This window comes from Blautia hansenii, assembly GCF_013304445.1.
Lineage (GTDB): Bacteria > Bacillota > Clostridia > Lachnospirales > Lachnospiraceae > Blautia.
In genome coordinates this window covers 16,938-34,163 of record NZ_JAAITA010000022.1, presented here as the reverse complement: position 1 = coordinate 34,163, position 17,226 = coordinate 16,938, and the positions used below count along the sequence as shown (strand labels likewise).

The following is a 17,226-nucleotide window of genomic DNA, read 5'->3' as shown; positions in this document are numbered from 1 at the left end:
AGTTGCAGGAGCATGAGTATAAGGCGAGAGATAAAACCGTCCAGAAAATGAGCCGGGATGGACTGCGGGAAGAAAACCTCCGGAACAAGGAAGAAAAAAGGATCACCGGGCGGGATACGGATACCGAGATTTCCCGCAGTGAGAAGAAAGAGGAACTGGATTTTAGTAAACGCAGACATGAACGGCTGAAAGAAGAACGGGAGATGGAACAGCCGGAGCAGAGTTCCAGAAAACCCAGATATAGTAGGGAACATGCAGATATATTGGATGATGAACAAGATATAGCAACTGATGCGGATGTAGAAGAGGGGCTTACAGACGATAGCAGCGAGAACCCCAAATCTGCCTTTCGTACAGAGAGTATCCGTGGACAGCCAAGAGGGGAACGGGCATATCTGGAGACAGTTGCAGACAGCCGGGATCTTCGGAAGAAAAAGATGGTCAGGGATTATGCTGCAAAGGAAAGAAGGAAGGAAAAGGAGACTTCCAGAGAAGAAAAAGCAGCCAAAAGAGAATCTGCCCGTTACCGGGAAACTTCCGAAGTGATGGAAGATTCCCTGGATAAGTTCCACGAGGAGATCAAAGGCAAGTCCAAAAGGGAACGGGTGCTGAAGGAACAGCGGAAAAAAGTTTCCCGTCTGTCTTTTGGTGATGAGGGTGACGGCATGGTACATGGTGCCGGGATCGGTATCCGGAATCCGGCATCGGCAGTCAAAGATGCGGCAGTCACAGCAGCACACTGGAAAACGCACGAAGAAGAGGATGAAAATGCGGCAGTGGAAGGGGCACACCGGGCAGAGCTTGTCGGGGAAAGCCTTGCAAGGAAATCCATCTACATGCGGGAACGGCTGAAAGGGCGAAGGGAAGAATCCCGGAGATTAAAAGAAAGCGTCCTGGATGAAGCAGAAAGGAGCAGGCTGATATTTGAGACTGCCTATGGAAATGAAGCGAAGGACGCAGTGAAAAGAGAAGCAGAGAAGAAAAAGAAATCTGCCCTGCAGAAACTCTTTCAGAAGAAGCGTTACCAGAAGCAGTATCAGGCAGCCAGACAGAGTAAAAAAGTAAAGGATGCAGCGATCACTTCCGCACAGAAGTTTACGGAAAAAGCGAAAGATGCCGTCAAGATGGTGGCGGCACAGAACCGGGGGATTTTTGCCACGGTAGCTGTCTTTGCTCTGATCTTTGTGCTGATCGCAGCCAGTTTTACCAGCTGTACGGCATCTTTGCAGGGAGCTTCTTCAGCAATCATCTCTACCAGCTATTCCAGTACGGATGAAGATATTTATGCCACTGAAAATGCGTACCGTGCCTTGGAAGAAGCACTGAATACACAGATCAATCAGATGGAATCCACCCATCCGGATTATGACGAATACCGGTACCAGATTGATGAGATCGGTCATAACCCATATCAGTTGATCTCTTATCTTACGGTAAAATACGGCGGCTTCACTTACGATGAAGTGGCAGAGGAGATTAAGGAGATCTTCCGACAGCAGTATGGAATCACCACAGACTCTACCAGAGAAACAGTTACAGAAACCAAGACTGTCCGGGTAGGGGAGTCCTTGGGACTGGTTGTGACAAGTGGGTACTGTAACTGCCCGATCTGCTGTGGCCAGTGGAGTGGCGGACCGACAGCCAGTGGGGCAATGCCGACAGCAAACCATACGATTGCCGTGGATGCGGCGAATCCATTTGTGCCGATCGGGACCCATGTAGTCATGAACGGTGTGGAATATGTAGTAGAAGATACCGGAGCGTTCGCAAGATATGGGGTACAGTTCGATGTTTACTATGACAATCATGCGGCGGCATCCGCACATGGACACCAGACATGGGAAGCCTACATAGCAGACAGCAATGGAAACCAGGAAGTGCAGGTCACGACTACAAAAGAGGTGAACCGTCTGGATGTGACGATGACAAACCACAGCCTGGATGCCGTGTTAAGGAGCCGTATGACAGAGGAAGAACAGGAACGCTACGATGCGTATAACAAATATTACGGCAACCGTGATTATCTGTTTGATCTAAACAGCATACCCACCGGAAGCAGTGGATTTGGTTATGACATACCGGCAGATGCTTTATCTGATCCACAGTTTGCAAAAATGATACAGGAAGCAGAAAAATATCTGGGTGTTCCATATGTATGGGGCGGTTATTCCCCAAGTGGTTTTGACTGTTCCGGTTTTGTGAGCTGGGTTATCAATAACTGTGGAAATGGATGGAATGTCGGAAGATGTACTGCAGATGAGCTGCGGTCACACTGTTCGCAGGTATCTCTATCGGAGGCAAAGCCGGGAGATCTGATCTTCTTCCAGGGAACCTATGACACACCGGGAGCAAGCCATGTGGGAATCTATGTCGGCAATAACATGATGATCCACTGTGGCAAGCCTGTCCAGTATACCAGCATTGCAAGTGCTTACTGGCAGGAACATTTTATGGCGTTTGGTCGTCTGCATTAAAGGAGGTGACAGGGCAGATGAACATGAAATTAAAAAAACTTCTGAATGATATTCAGAAAACGGAGGATAAGATTGCTGAATTACAGGAACACCTGAAGCGGCAGAATACATTGAGACAGCAGATGGAAGATATAGAGATCGTTAAGTCGTTCCGTTCCATGAAGCTGGACAGCCGCAGCCTGCTTGTCCTGCTTGACGGGATTCAGAAAGGAACCGTTACGATCCAGATGGATGAGGACGGTGGTATCACGGTGGAGGATGCAAAAGCTCCGCAGAAAAAGGAAAACAACGCAGAAGTTCACAGACCACCTGTTGGTCAGATGACAGAAAGAGAGGTTTTAGACGATGAGGAATAAAGTGCTAAAGAAACTGCTTATGATTGCCATGGCAGTCACCATGATCTCCGGGACATCCATTGCTACGGTTTATGCAAATGCAAACCCACCGGCAGAGGAGACAACGACACAGGTAGTAGAAGAAACGGCAACAGAATCAACAGAAGATACGGAGAAGAAAGAGGATACCGGAAGGGTCACCGGGGAAGGGGATAATTCTGCTTTTTCTACTCCGGGAAATGCCCAGCTGGTGGATGATAAGGAAAATGATGATACGAAACAGTTCCTTACCATCCAGACCAAGAAGGGAAATACATTTTACATGGTCATTGACCGTTCCAGCAATACAGAAAATGTATATATGATGTCCCTGGTCGATGAGAATGACCTGGCAGAATTTCTGGATGAGACAGAAAAGAGCAAAGAAACCGAAGAATCAACCGTAGTGATCCCGGAAACCACACCGGAAACTACCCCGGTAGCAGAGGAGGAAACCGGAGTGAAGAAAGAAGAAAAGACAGGAATGAATGTAAAAGGACTTGGAGCAATCGTACTTGCAACGATTCTTGGAGTGGCAGGTATCGCCGTTTATAAAAAGCATGGACGTGGCAAAGAGGATGACTATGTAAGCGAACAGCTGGAGTTCTCTGACGGACCGTATGTAAATGAAGAAGAGGATGAGGAAGAAGAATAAACTTCCATCTCCAAAGAAGCAACCAAAATAAGGACAGGGGCAGCCAGAGCAGTTTGGCTGCCCTTTTTTCAGAAAGGACAAAAAAAGCGTATGTCAAAATTTTTAGTGATCGCAGAGAAACCAAGTGTGGCACAGAGTTATGCCAAAAATCTGTCAGCTTATAAAAAAGAGGACGGATATTTAGAAGGGGAGAGCTGTATTGTCAGCTGGTGCCTTGGGCATCTGGCAGAGTATGCACAGCCGGAGGAATATGACCCGAAATATGGGAAATGGCAGTTTGATGACCTTCCGATTCTCCCGCAGGTCTGGAAGTTGAAAGTTTCCAGAGATAAGAAGAAACAGTTTGATGTGTTAAAAAGCCTGATGAACCGGGCAGATGTGGACTATCTGGTAAATGGCTGTGATGCAGGAAGGGAAGGGGAACTGATCTTCCAGAGAGTGTATGACCTTGCCGGATGCAGGAAACCGGTGAAGCGTTTATGGATCAGTTCCATGGAAGATACGGCAATCCGGACAGGTTTTCAGACAATGAAAGGAGCAGAGGAATACCGGAATATTTGCATGGCTGCGGTATGCAGGGCACAGGCAGACTGGCTGATCGGAATGAACGGAACCAGGGCATATACGACCTGTTATTTTAAACGTCTGGTTGTGGGCAGGGTGCAGACGCCAACGCTTGCCATGCTTGCGGAACGTCAGGATAAGATTGAGCATTTTCAGAAAGAAGCCTTTTATAAAGTAGCACTGACAGACGGAAGGCTTACGGTAGTTTCTGAAAATATTGCAAATGAGGAAGCAGCCGATCTCCTTGCTTCCTTATGTATGGATTCGGAAGCAGTGATTACACAGGTAAAGAGGGAACAAAAGAAAGCGTTTCCTCCCAAACTTTATGATTTGACCAGTCTGCAAAGGGAAGCAAACCGTTACTTTGGCTATACGGCAAAGAAAACACTGGATATGCTGCAGGAATTATATGAAGAAAAGCTGGTCACTTATCCAAGAACGGACAGCCAGTTCGTGACGGAGGATATGAGGGATACCGTAGAGGAACTGGTAGGGAAAATGCCAGTCTTACTTCCGTTCTTGGATTATGGACAGCTGGGACATAACATCACCAGAGTGATTAACAATGCAAAAGTATCCGACCATCATGCGATTCTTCCAACAAAAGAAGCCGTAGAAAAAGGAATCTCTGATCTGACAGCGGACAAAAAGAACCTGATGATGCTGGTCTGCCAGCAGCTGGTGCAGGCAACAGGGGAAGAGTATCAGTATGAGCAGACGGATATTACGGTCAAATGTCAGGGACATGATTTTACCGCCAGAGGAAAAGTGCCGGTGCAGATGGGATTTAAAGCGGCGGGGAATGCCTTTAAGAATCAGTGCGTGAAAGCCAAGCCGGAAGAAGAAACGGAAAAAGAAACTTCCATTCCATATGGATATGAAGAAGGAATGACGCTTTCTTCGGTAAAGGCAGAAAAGACAGTGCATTTTACTTCCCCGCCAAAACCATTCAATGAAGATACCCTCCTTGCCGCTATGGAAACCGCAGGGAATAAAGACTTTGATTCGGAGACAGAGAAGAAAGGACTGGGGACTCCGGCAACCAGGGCAGGTATCATTGAAAAACTGGTTTCTTCCGGCTATGCAGTCAGAAAAGGAAAGCAGATCTTGCCAAGCACAGAGGGCAGGGAACTGGTGAATGTCATGCCGGCCTATCTGAAATCTGCCGCAATGACTGCCGAATGGGAAAATCAGCTTTTAATGATGGAAAAAGGGCAGATCACCGATACACAGTTTATGGGTGAGATCACTTCTTTAGTCGGTAAGATTCTTTCTGTGTGCAGGGAAATACCGGAAACGGAAAGGAGAAGGTTCCAGAAAGCAAGGGAAGTGATTGGTAAGTGTCCGGTCTGCGGCTCTGATGTCTACGAAGGAAAGCAGAATTTTTACTGCTCCAACAGGCAGTGTGATTTTGCCCTTTGGAAAGAAAACCGTTTCTTAGGAAGCATGGAGAAAACACTGGATAAAAAGATGGCAGTGGAGCTTCTTGATAAAGCCTGCACCCATGTAAAAGGGCTGTATTCCAGAAAAAAAGATATAAAGTTTGACGCAGACCTTTTACTGACACTGGAGGACGGAAAGCCAAGGTTCCATCTGGAATTTCCAAAGAAGAAATAAGGCAAGGAGGTAGGCAGTATGTCGAAATTACAGGACATCCGGGAACTGGCACAGGAACATGCGACATCGGTGAGCAGTTCGCCAAGGGACTGGATGGGTTATATGGATACCGCAGCGAGACTATACCGGTATCCTTTTACAGACCAGTTACTGATCCACGCACAGCATCCACAGGCAACCGCCTGTGCGTCCCTGGAACTGTGGAATGAGAAGATGTTCCGCTGGGTAAACCGGGGAGCTAGGGGAATCGCCCTGCTTGACGAGAATGGTCATAATACCAGACTCCGGTATGTGTTTGATATTTCAGATACGCACATGGTGGCAGGCGGAAGAAGCCCTTACCTGTGGCAGATGCAGGAACATCAGCAGGAAGAGATTCTTACCCATCTGGCAGAAGCGTATGGTCTGGAAGAAAAAGATACAGGGACTTTATCGGATGCGTTGATGGCGGTTGCAAGGGAAATGGTCGCAGACAGTCTGGAAGAATATCTGGACGGCTTGGAATATGCAGCGGAAGGAACGTATCTGGAAGATCTGGATGAAGTTACGGTCCGCAGTGATTTCCGCCAGCTTGCAACGGACAGTGTATATTACATGCTTTGCAGACGGTGTGGTCTGGAACCGATGGAGCTTCTGGAAGAAGAGGATTTTATGCATATTACCGATTATAACCGGCTGTCTGTACTGACCTTTCTTGGAAATGCAGCAAGCCAGATCAGTGAGAGTGTTCTGATTGACATTGGAAGGACGGTACATAAAATTTCTCTGGAAGAAGCCAGAAAAGAGGTTGAAATTTCCAATGAAAGGAATTATAATAACTTTAACACGTTAATGCGTGAAAATAAGGGCGTAGAAAACAACAAAGAAGAAAATATCGAGAATGAAGGAGGAACCGACTATGGAACTGACATATCATCGCAAGGGGGATTACCTGTTTCCGAACCTGACCGTAGAGGAGGAAGAAGTGACAATAGGGAAATACGGGATGCTTCGGAGGACATTCCTGAAGGAACACAAGAACAGCCTGTATCAGAGCCTGTTCCTGACAGGAAAGCTGAACAGCCATCTGGCAGAGATCGAGAAGGCAGCACAGGAGAGGATGGACAGCCAGATGGAGAAACTGCTGAAGAACCATCCGGCACCGGACAAGGAAGCAGACCCGATGGCCTGGACAGCACATATGAACGCACTGATGGCAACAGCGGAAGAGAGCATCTTGACGGAATTGGTATACAGCTAGTTGAAGATACAAGAGAAGATGGACTGAGCAAAGCAGAGGAAGAAATTGCCTCTGCTTTATCTTTGCCCGAATATCCTACAGCAAATGAACAGAAAAGGCAGATTGGTGAAAGAGTAGCTGCTTTTTATGCCGGGGAGATTCCTATTCCGGAAAGTGTTGTGGATGATATTTTACGGACGGGAGGAAACCGGACAGGAAGCCAGCTGCGTATCATCTATAACTTTATGAGTGAACAGTCACCGGGAGAATACACGGAGTTTGTAAAGCGTGAGTATAGAAAAGGCGGCAAAGGTTTTCAGATGGATGGAAGGGAGTATTCCGTCTGGTTTGATGAAACTGGGATGCAGATCGCAGTCGGGCATACGGTGGCAGACCAGATTCTGGATAAAGCCTTTTTATCCTGGAAAGATGTCAGCAGACGTATCCATCAGCTTTTAAATCAGGGAGAATATGCCCCGCAGTCGGTATTGGATGTGGCAAGGGACAACGCATTGAAGGAACACGCACAGGCACTTGCTTATATGAAAGGGGATATGGCAGAAGGTGTGGCAGAGATTGTCTTTGATGAAGCAGATCTGCCGCATCTTCGTAGTATTTATCCGGAAATCACGGATTATCTTACTGAAAAACTGCAAGATCCAGGGTGGCTTTCGGATTTGAATGAAAGACTGGAAGCACTGGCAGAAGCCTATGAGACGGACAACTCTCTTATGCGTTTCCATCATTATAATCCGGTCAATATCTCCAGACAGTTCCAGAAGTTTGCAGATGAAGTGATCCCATACCAGGCAAGAGAGGGATTTGCATGGAAAGAACAGCAGATGTTCATTACACAAGACGAGATCGACGCATTTCTTGTCAGAGGTGGGGCGTATTCCGAAGGCAGACTCAGGACATATTCCTTTTATCTGCTGCATGAGGATGAAAGATCGAGGACAGGTTTTATCAAGGAACAGTATGGGATCGGTGGAAGCAGTCATGCACTGTCTGGTGCCGATGATTCACACGCAAATTATGATGGAAAAGGATTGTTTCTTGCAAGAGGTGCTTATGGAAATCCATATACATCAGTTTTATTATCTTGGAATAAAGTTGCAAATAGAGTAGCTTATCTGATAAAGAATGACCAGTTCCTGCAGGCAGAAGATTATGCTCGTATGCCGGAATATGAACGGGAACAGATGGCAAACAAGGTACTCCGCTTTTATGACCGTCTTCCGGAAGAGATAGACAGACCATTTACGGATGATTTCTTCTGGGAAAAACCAGGAAAAGAAATGGTGGCAGTTTTAGAGAATCCAGAGCAGGCAGAAGAACTGTTACAGAAGATGGATGCAGCATTGGCAGTTCTGCCATTAGATTTTGAGGCATATGGGACAAACTACCAGCAGAAAACAGAACTTCTTTCAGAACTTCACCAGTATGCAGAAGGAACCTATACGATTTTCCCGACACTGGAAGCAGAACCGTCTTTTGCGGAACCATCCGGGCACCAGATGACCATGTTTGATTTCTTGGATACGAAGGCGGTGACAGAACCGACCGTAGTAGATATGTCAGATGTGGAGGAAATAGAAGAGGAAGAGGTTACTGCCAAAGAATATATTCCGGAAAATCAGGAACAGGAAATAACAGAAACTTCTGAGGGACAGGAACAAAAGGAATCAGAAGAAGAGATAACGGAGTCCTGGGATGAAGGTGTTTTTGAGTATCAGGGGTATCATTTTGAAGCAGTAGGGGTATTGCCGGAAGGAATAGAAGGAAAAGATCTGGTTGCACAGACCCGTTCCAATACAGAACTGCATTTATCAACCTACCATACAGAAGATTTCCCAAAGTATTCTTATGATGATTTTTATGCAGTCAGCAATGCACCAACTGCCGATGTGTTCCGGTGTCTGGAAACCGGACACAATTATATTCCCGGAGAAAATGAACTGTTTGGATATGAGGGAGAATTTCAACCATATTTAAAACCGGAAGTAGAAGAGATTGTAACAGAACCGCATAACTTTCGGATTCAGGATAATGACCTTGGAGCAGGTGGTCCGAAAGCAAAGTATAAAGCAAATATGGAAGCCATCCATTTATTGCAGACTCTGGAGCAGGAAGAACGTCTGGCAACACCCGAAGAACAGGAAATTTTATCCCGTTATGTTGGCTGGGGTGGCATCCCGCAGGCATTTGAAGAGAATAACAGTAATTGGACAAATGAGTATCTGGAGTTAAAGAATACCTTATCACCGGAAGAATACAGTGCAGCAAGAGCATCGACCTTAAATGCTTTTTATACATCACCGACCGTGATCCGAAGCATGTATGAAGCACTGGAAAATATGGGACTGAAACAGGGAAATATTCTGGAACCGTCCTGTGGTGTTGGTAACTTTATGGGACTGATCCCGGAGAGTATGAGCAAAACTAATATGTACGGTGTGGAACTCGACCCGGTTTCGGGCAGGATTGCAAGGCAGCTTTACCAGAAAAATAAGATTGCCATACAGGGATTTGAGGAAACAGATTACCCGGACAGCTTTTTTGACTGCGTGATCGGGAATGTACCATTTGGAGCATATCAGGTCAGTGACCGCAGATATGACCGCCACCATTTTCTGATCCATGATTATTTTATCGCAAAATCCCTTGATTTGGTTCGTCCCGGTGGTGTGGTAGCCGTGGTGACTTCCAGTGGGACGATGGATAAGCAGAATCAGGCAGTCAGACAGTATTTTGCAAACCGGGCAGAGTTATTAGGGGTGATCCGCCTTCCAAATAATGCGTTCCAGAGAAATGCCAATACAGGTGTTGTTTCCGATATTTTATTTTTCCAGAAAAGAGACAGGACTTCCATCGAGGAACCGGACTGGATACATCTGAAGGAAACTGCCGAAGGATATTCGGTCAATGCGTATTTTGCAGATCATCCGGAAATGGTGCTTGGAGAGTTTACAACGGAGAGTACCCAGTATGGAAAGCAGGAAGTAACCGTAAGACCAAAAGAGGGAATAACCTTAGAGGAGCAGTTAAAGGAAGCTGTAAAGCATATACATGGTACCATTACGGAACTGGAACTTTCCGATACCGAACTGGAAGAAGATGTGGTGTCCATTCCAGCAGACCCGGAAGTAAAGAATTTCAGCTTTACGGTGGTCAATGAGGAAGTGTATTACCGGGAAAACTCTGTGATGAACCGGATGGAACTTCCGGCAATGACAGCGGAACGTGTCAAAGGGATGGTGAAGATCCGTGATGTTACGAATGAACTGATCCAGTGCCAGATGGAAGAGGGAAGCGATGAACAGATCACAAAGCTGCAGGGAAAACTCAATGAAGAATACGATACCTTTACAGTAAAATATGGTCTGCTTAGCAGTAATGCCAATAAGCGGGCATTTAGCCAGGACAGCAGCTATTGTCTTTTGACTTCTCTGGAATTTCTGGATGATAAGGGAGAACTGAAACGGAAAGCGGATATTTTTACCAAAAGGACAATCCGCAGGGCAGAAACGGTAACTTCTGTAGATACTGCCAGTGAAGCACTTGCGGTTTCTATCGGTGAGAGGGCAGGCGTTGACCTTTCCTATATGGCACAGCTTTCCGGAAAAACAGAAGAGGAGCTTACCGAAGAACTGGCAGGGGTAATCTTTAAGAACCCAATCAGTGAAAAATGGGAGCCATCGGACGAATATCTTTCTGGAAATGTGAGGGAGAAACTGCAGATTGCCAAACAGTTTGCAGAAAATCACCCGGAATATCAGGTGAACGTGCAGTATTTGGAGCAGGTACAGCCAAAAGATCTGGATGCATCAGAGATTGAGGCAAGACTTGGGGCAACCTGGATCTCCGAGGATTACATTACACGGTTTATGGCAGAGACATTCCATACACCAAGATATTATGTAGGGAGCAAGGTCAAAGTCCAGTATGCCGAAGTGACCGGACAGTGGAATGTTATGGGAAAGAATGTGGACAGCTACGGAAATGCTCTTGTTACTTCCACTTATGGAATACAGAGAGCCAATGCCTACCGCCTTTTGGAAGATGCCTTAAATCTTAGAGATACCAAGATTTATGACACGGTACAGGATGCCGAGGGAGAACACCGGGAATTAAACCGGAAGGAAACGATGCTGGCACAGCAGAAGCAGGAACTGATCAAAGAGGAATTTAAGGAGTGGATATTTAAAGACCTGCACCGACGGGAAGATCTCTGTAAGATCTATAATGAACGATTTAATAGCATCCGTCCACGGGAATATGATGGAAGCCATATTCAGTTTGTTGGCATGAATCCGGAGATTACTCTGATGCCGCATCAGAAAAACGCAGTGGCTCATGTGCTGTATGGAAATAATACGTTACTGGCTCATTGCGTAGGAGCTGGAAAGACATTCCAGATGATCGCAGCCGGTATGGAATCAAAACGGCTGGGACTCTCACAGAAGAATCTTTATGTTGTGCCAAACCATCTGACCGAGCAGTGGGGCAGTGACTTCTTACGCCTCTATCCGGGAGCAAATATTTTGGTGGCAACGAAGAAAGACTTTGAACCAGCAAACCGAAAACGGTTCTGTTCCCGTATTGCGACAGGGGATTATGATGCGGTGATCATCGGACATACACAGTTTGAGAAAATCCCTCTTTCAAGGGAACGTCAGATTGCCATGTTGGAAGATCAGATTGCAGATATTACGTTTTCCATTGAAGAAGCAGCACATCAGGCAGGGCAGAATTATACCATCAAGCAGTTGGAAAAAACAAAAAAGAGTCTGCAGGCGAGGATGAAGAAACTCAATGACCAGACCAGAAAGGATGATGTAGTAACCTTTGAGCAGTTGGGGGTAGATCGGCTGTTTGTGGATGAAAGCCATAGTTTTAAGAACCTTTTTTTGTATACAAAAATGCGGAACGTGGCGGGTATCTCACAGACGGATGCACAGAAAAGTTCGGATATGTTTATGAAATGTCGGTACATGGATGAACTGACCGGCGGCAGAGGAATCACCTTTGCTACAGGTACTCCCGTATCGAACAGTATGACAGAGCTTTACACTATCATGCGTTATCTCCAGTATGACACACTCATGCGTATGGGTATGGGACACTTTGATTCCTGGGCGGCAACGTTCGGGGAGACAGTGACCGCAATCGAATTATCACCGGAAGGAACGGGCTATCGTGCAAAAACACGGTTTGCCCGTTTTTTTAATCTTCCGGAGCTGATCTCCATTTTTAAGGAAGCTGCAGATATTCAGACTTCTGATATGCTGAATCTTCCAGTGCCGGAAGCAGAGTTTATCAATGAAGTCTTAAAACCAAGCGAGGAACAGCAGGAAATGGTCGGGGCATTTTCGGAACGTGCGGAAAGCGTAAGGGCAGGCTTAGTAAATCCGACCGAGGACAACATGCTGAAAATCACGAATGATGGAAGAAAATGTGCCCTTGACCAGAGACTGTTGAATGAACTTCTCCCGGATGCCGAAAAAAGCAAGGTCAATACCTGTGTGGAAAATGCTTTTCAGGTATGGGATGAGGGAAAGACAGACCGGACAACCCAGCTGATCTTCTGTGACCTGTCCACACCAAAAGGGGATGGCAGTTTCAATGTTTACGATGATGTGAGGGAGAAGCTGGTTGCCAGAGGAATCCCGAAAGAAGAGATTGCTTTTATCCATGAATATAACACGGAGGCAAAGAAAGCGGAACTGTTTACAAAGGTGCGGGCCGGACAGGTGAGAATCCTCATGGGTTCTACACCGAAACTCGGTGCTGGTACCAACGTGCAAGACAGGCTCATTGCTCTGCATCACCTTGACTGTCCGTGGAAGCCGTCTGATGTAGGACGGATTTTGCGGACATTCAAAATAAAAAAGAATGTGGAGGTAACAGACAATGGCAAAATCATTATTTGAGGAACTGGGCGGCAAATACGAAAGGCAAGGGGATTATTTGATACCGTGCTTAACTGTACCCGCCGAAGAAGAACAGGCAATAGGCATCTGGGGGCAACGGCATTTAGATTATCTAAAACAGTACCGTAAAGTTACATACACCAATCTTCTTACAAGCGGCAGGCTAAACGCCTACCTTGCCGACATCAACAGACAGGCACAGGAACGCTTTGAAAGGCTCATAGAGGGTATGAAACAGGCACAGGGCATAACGGAACAGCTAAAGGCAGAAAACGCCTTAGAATGGACAGGATGCCTCAATAACATAAGGGCTTGTGCGAGGGAGATTGTGGAAAAGGAAATTATTTTTGCATAAACAGATGATTAGTGGCAGGGGGAAATCCTGCCGCTTTTTCTGCTTTAGTTTGTCAGCTTGACAAATAAAGGGTTAAGGAATATAATTAGATTCAGTATTATACAAGGAGTTAATAAATATGCGGCAAGGTATTCTTAAATAAACTGTCAATTTGATAGTGGGAACAAAAAGTAGCAGTCCCGTTTCACTTTTAATATGGGGCTTAGTTTTTTGTACCCAGTTTAAGAATACTTTTATCATGTAATTTTATATGCCCGAAAACATATAAGTGTTTTGGGGCTATTGGAGTTATTTACCCAGTGATAGGAGTATTTATCACTGGGTATTTTTATGCCCTTTTTTGGGTGTTGATAGGAGGAAAATCACATGAAAATAATTAACTTAGGCATTCTGGCTCACGTTGACGCAGGAAAGACAACATTAACGGAAAGTTTATTGTATACCAGTGGTGCAATTGCAGAACTAGGGAGCGTAGATGAAGGCACAACAAGGACAGATACAATGAATTTGGAGCGTCAAAGGGGAATCACTATCCAGACAGCAGTGACATCTTTTCAGTGGGAGGATGTAAAAGTCAACATTATAGATACGCCAGGCCATATGGATTTTTTGGCGGAAGTATACCGTTCTTTATCCGTATTAGACGGAGCAGTATTATTAGTTTCTGCAAAGGATGGCATACAGGCACAGACCCGTATACTGTTTCATGCACTACAGATAATGAAGATTCCGACAATTTTTTTCATCAATAAAATTGACCAAGAGGGGATTGATTTGCCAATGGTATATCGGGAAATGAAAGCAAAGCTTTCTTCGGAAATTATAGTGAAGCAAAAGGTTGGGCAGCATCCCCATATAAATGTAACGGACAATGACGATATGGAACAGTGGGATGCGGTAATTATGGGAAACGATGAACTATTAGAGAAATATATGTCAGGGAAACCGTTTAAAATGTCAGAACTGGAACAGGAAGAAAACAGGAGATTCCAAAACGGAACGTTATTTCCCGTTTATCACGGAAGCGCTAAAAACAATCTGGGGATTCGGCAGCTTATAGAAGTAATTGCCAGTAAATTTTATTCATCAACGCCTGAAGGTCAATCTGAACTATGCGGGCAGGTTTTTAAGATTGAATATTCAGAGAAAAGGCGGCGTTTTGTTTATGTGCGTATATATAGCGGAACATTGCATTTGAGGGATGTTATTAGAATATCTGAAAAAGAGAAAATAAAAATCACAGAGATGTGTGTTCCGACAAACGGTGAATTATATTCATCCGATACAGCCTGCTCTGGTGATATTGTAATTTTACCAAATGATGTTTTGCAGCTAAACAGTATTTTGGGGAACGAAATACTGTTGCCGCAGAGAAAATTTATTGAAAATCCTCTCCCTATGCTCCAAACAACGATTGCAGTAAAGAAATCTGAACAGCGGGAAATATTGCTTGGGGCACTTACAGAAATTTCAGATGGCGACCCTCTTTTAAAATATTATGTGGATACTACAACGCATGAGATTATACTTTCTTTTTTGGGGAATGTGCAGATGGAAGTCATTTGTGCCATCCTTGAGGAAAAATATCATGTGGAGGCAGAAATAAAAGAGCCTACTGTTATATATATGGAAAGACCGCTTAGAAAAGCAGAATATACCATCCACATAGAAGTCCCGCCAAATCCTTTCTGGGCTTCTGTCGGGTTGTCCATAGAGCCGCTCCCTATTGGAAGCGGAGTGCAGTATGAAAGCAGAGTTTCACTTGGATATTTAAATCAATCGTTCCAAAATGCGGTTATGGAGGGGGTTCTTTATGGCTGCGAGCAGGGGCTGTATGGATGGAAAGTGACAGACTGTAAAATCTGTTTTGAATATGGATTGTATTATAGTCCTGTAAGTACCCCCGCAGACTTTCGGCTGCTTTCCCCTATCGTATTGGAGCAGGCTTTAAAAAAAGCAGGGACAGAACTATTAGAGCCATATCTCCACTTTGAAATTTATGCACCGCAGGAATATCTCTCACGGGCGTATCATGATGCTCCAAGGTATTGTGCAGATATTGTAAGTACTCAGATAAAGAATGACGAGGTCATTCTGAAAGGAGAAATCCCTGCTAGATGTATTCAAGAATACAGGAACGATTTAACTTATTTCACAAATGGGCAGGGAGTCTGCTTGACAGAGTTAAAAGGATACCAGCCAGCTATTGGTAAATTTATTTGCCAACCCCGCCGCCCGAATAGCCGTATAGATAAGGTTCGGCATATGTTCCACAAGTTAGCTTAACAGCTTGCAAAAGTCATATAAAATGAGATTTGAAAGGATTAGAGACTAATTATGATGAAATGCGAATGGATATTGTGTCCTGTTTGTGGGAGCAAAACCCGTAATAAAATTAGGAAGGACACTGTTTTGGAGAATTATCCCCTTTATTGTCCAAAATGCAGACAAGAAAGATTGATTAAAGTTGACAACTTGAAGATAACTGTCATCAAAGAGCCAGACGCTTAAGACGCAGAGCCGATGAAATTGTGGAACAATTCACGAATCATCGGCTCTTTTTGTTTCGTATTTGAAAGAACAAACTCACCAAATAAAAAAAACGATATTCGGGTGGGTTATTTTGTTATACCCTAAATTACCCTCTGAATTTGTTTTTAAATTTGGAGGGATTTTTTTATGTCCTTTTTTCGGGCAGTTATCTATCTGCTCATACGAAGCAAAATTTATCAATACATAGCATATCAGAGAACGGCAGGAAACCAGTTAAAAAAATTTCTGCCAGTGCAACGGTACTTCTCACCTTGAAAGTAGAAGTACAATCTCCATACAATAGAATTACTATTTCCTATAACCGTAAAGGTCACAGAGCCTTTGCGGTTTTTCTTTTGTCGATTTTTGTTGGAAAGTGCCGTAGGGCTGTTTCTGATATGCGGTGTCGTTCTCCGCCTCTCCATCTGGATTTTTTACATTTCAAAAATTCAGATGGGAGGTATTTATGGTGAAATATGCACCAAGAAAGGTATATATCAGAGAAAGTGGCGGCTATGTGGAATTATCCTACACGGAGTTCTGCCGTTGCAGGGAATCCGACCAGACCTATATGGACAAGCTGTTTATCCCCATTCAAGGCTGTCTGCTTGAAGTCGTGAGGGAGCAATACACAGACTTCTACCGTGACAAGGAACGGTGGCGTTATCTGCAAAAATTAGATACAAAGAATAGACTGCTATCTCTCGACGGATTTACGGACAGCGAGGGGAATCCTCTGGACTTTATCACTGATGAAGCGGTGGACATTGCAGAAACCGTTGTCAATGCGGTCATGGTGGACAGGCTGAAAGCCGCCCTGCCTTTGCTGTCGGATAGTGAACAGGAGCTGATACAGGCAATCTTTTTTGACGGACTTTCCGAGCGTGAAGTCGGGGCGAGGTTGGGCATAACCCAGAGCGTTGTAAACAAACGCAAAGCCAGAATCCTAATAAAACTAAGAAAGATAATAGAAAATTAAAATTTAAGGCGTTCAGCCCCCTTGTTTTTTCCTTTGGGAAGATGAGGGGGCTTTTCTCTGCCCTCTCAATCAATTCTGATTGGAGGAAGTAAGAATGGCATACAACCACGGACGGGAGGACAGGAAATGGCGTATCTGGAAAGAAGCGGAGGAAAAGCTGCTGCGTGAGTGCGGCGTTGATGAAGCGACCATTGAGCAGATACGCATGGCGGACAGGGCAGACTTCAATTCCAACAGGCGGTTTTACCGATGGACGAATGACGTTGCGGAATATCTTGAGGACATGGCAGGCAGGGAGCGGCAGGCGGAAGTGGGTACGGTTGCGGAGTTACTGGAAGAGATTGAGAGCGAAAATCTCTATCAAGTATTAGTCACGGTGGACGGGCGTACCTTGAAAATCGTCCTGCTGAAAATGCAGGGGTATTCCACAAAGGAGATTGCCCCGCTTGTGCATTTGACGACTGGTGCCATCTATGCGAGGTTAGACCATCTGCGGAAGAAGCTGCGGAAAATTTTATAGCTTC

Annotated in this window: 11 protein-coding genes; all 11 read left to right on the top strand. The window is 45.1% G+C overall.

Going from position 1 to position 17,226, the window contains the following annotated elements:
• The first annotated feature begins 2 nt into the window (after positions 1 to 2).
• The 11 genes from G5A70_RS13050 (at position 3) to G5A70_RS13005 (ending at position 17,222) form a co-directional block, all read left to right on the top strand.
• Complete coding sequence (locus G5A70_RS13050) at positions 3 to 2,474, top strand: CD1108 family mobile element protein (protein ID WP_173750017.1); 2,472 nt, start codon at positions 3 to 5, stop codon at positions 2,472 to 2,474.
• Between the two features lie 17 nt (positions 2,475 to 2,491).
• Positions 2,492 to 2,830 carry a DUF4315 family protein gene (locus G5A70_RS13045; protein WP_005338476.1) on the top strand — a complete coding sequence of 113 codons (339 nt, stop codon included), beginning with the start codon at positions 2,492 to 2,494 and terminating at the stop codon, positions 2,828 to 2,830.
• Complete coding sequence (locus G5A70_RS13040; protein ID WP_173750016.1) at positions 2,820 to 3,503, top strand: CD1107 family mobile element protein; 684 nt, start codon at positions 2,820 to 2,822, stop codon at positions 3,501 to 3,503. Before G5A70_RS13045 ends, G5A70_RS13040 begins: the two co-directional genes overlap by 11 nt.
• Positions 3,504 to 3,593: 90 nt before the next feature.
• Complete coding sequence (locus G5A70_RS13035; protein WP_173750015.1) at positions 3,594 to 5,684, top strand: DNA topoisomerase 3; 2,091 nt, start codon at positions 3,594 to 3,596, stop codon at positions 5,682 to 5,684.
• 880 nt (positions 5,685 to 6,564) lie between these two features.
• Positions 6,565 to 6,924: a TnpV protein gene (locus G5A70_RS16155; protein WP_319017076.1), complete on the top strand. Its 360-nt coding sequence runs from the start codon at positions 6,565 to 6,567 to the stop codon at positions 6,922 to 6,924.
• Between the two features lie 224 nt (positions 6,925 to 7,148).
• Entirely contained in the window at positions 7,149 to 12,836 is a 5,688-nt protein-coding gene (locus tag G5A70_RS16040; protein ID WP_319017075.1) for an Eco57I restriction-modification methylase domain-containing protein, read from the top strand.
• Positions 12,817 to 13,191: a TnpV protein gene (locus G5A70_RS13025; RefSeq protein ID WP_001129922.1), complete on the top strand. Its 375-nt coding sequence runs from the start codon at positions 12,817 to 12,819 to the stop codon at positions 13,189 to 13,191. The genes G5A70_RS16040 and G5A70_RS13025 overlap by 20 nt, the downstream gene beginning before the upstream one ends.
• A gap of 366 nt (positions 13,192 to 13,557) precedes the next feature.
• A complete protein-coding gene (tet(O), locus tag G5A70_RS13020) occupies positions 13,558 to 15,477 on the top strand; it encodes a tetracycline resistance ribosomal protection protein Tet(O) (RefSeq protein WP_000691758.1) in 1,920 nt (639 codons plus the stop codon).
• Positions 15,478 to 15,528: 51 nt separating this feature from the next.
• On the top strand, positions 15,529 to 15,702 hold the full coding sequence (locus G5A70_RS13015) for a cysteine-rich KTR domain-containing protein (RefSeq protein ID WP_002779755.1): 174 nt from the start codon (positions 15,529 to 15,531) through the stop codon (positions 15,700 to 15,702).
• Positions 15,703 to 16,189: 487 nt separating this feature from the next.
• Positions 16,190 to 16,702, top strand: coding sequence for a sigma-70 family RNA polymerase sigma factor (locus G5A70_RS13010; RefSeq protein WP_000241709.1), 513 nt, complete (start codon positions 16,190 to 16,192; stop codon positions 16,700 to 16,702).
• Positions 16,703 to 16,796: 94 nt separating this feature from the next.
• Entirely contained in the window at positions 16,797 to 17,222 is a 426-nt protein-coding gene (locus G5A70_RS13005; RefSeq protein WP_000323895.1) for a sigma-70 family RNA polymerase sigma factor, read from the top strand.
• Positions 17,223 to 17,226: the final 4 nt, after the last annotated feature.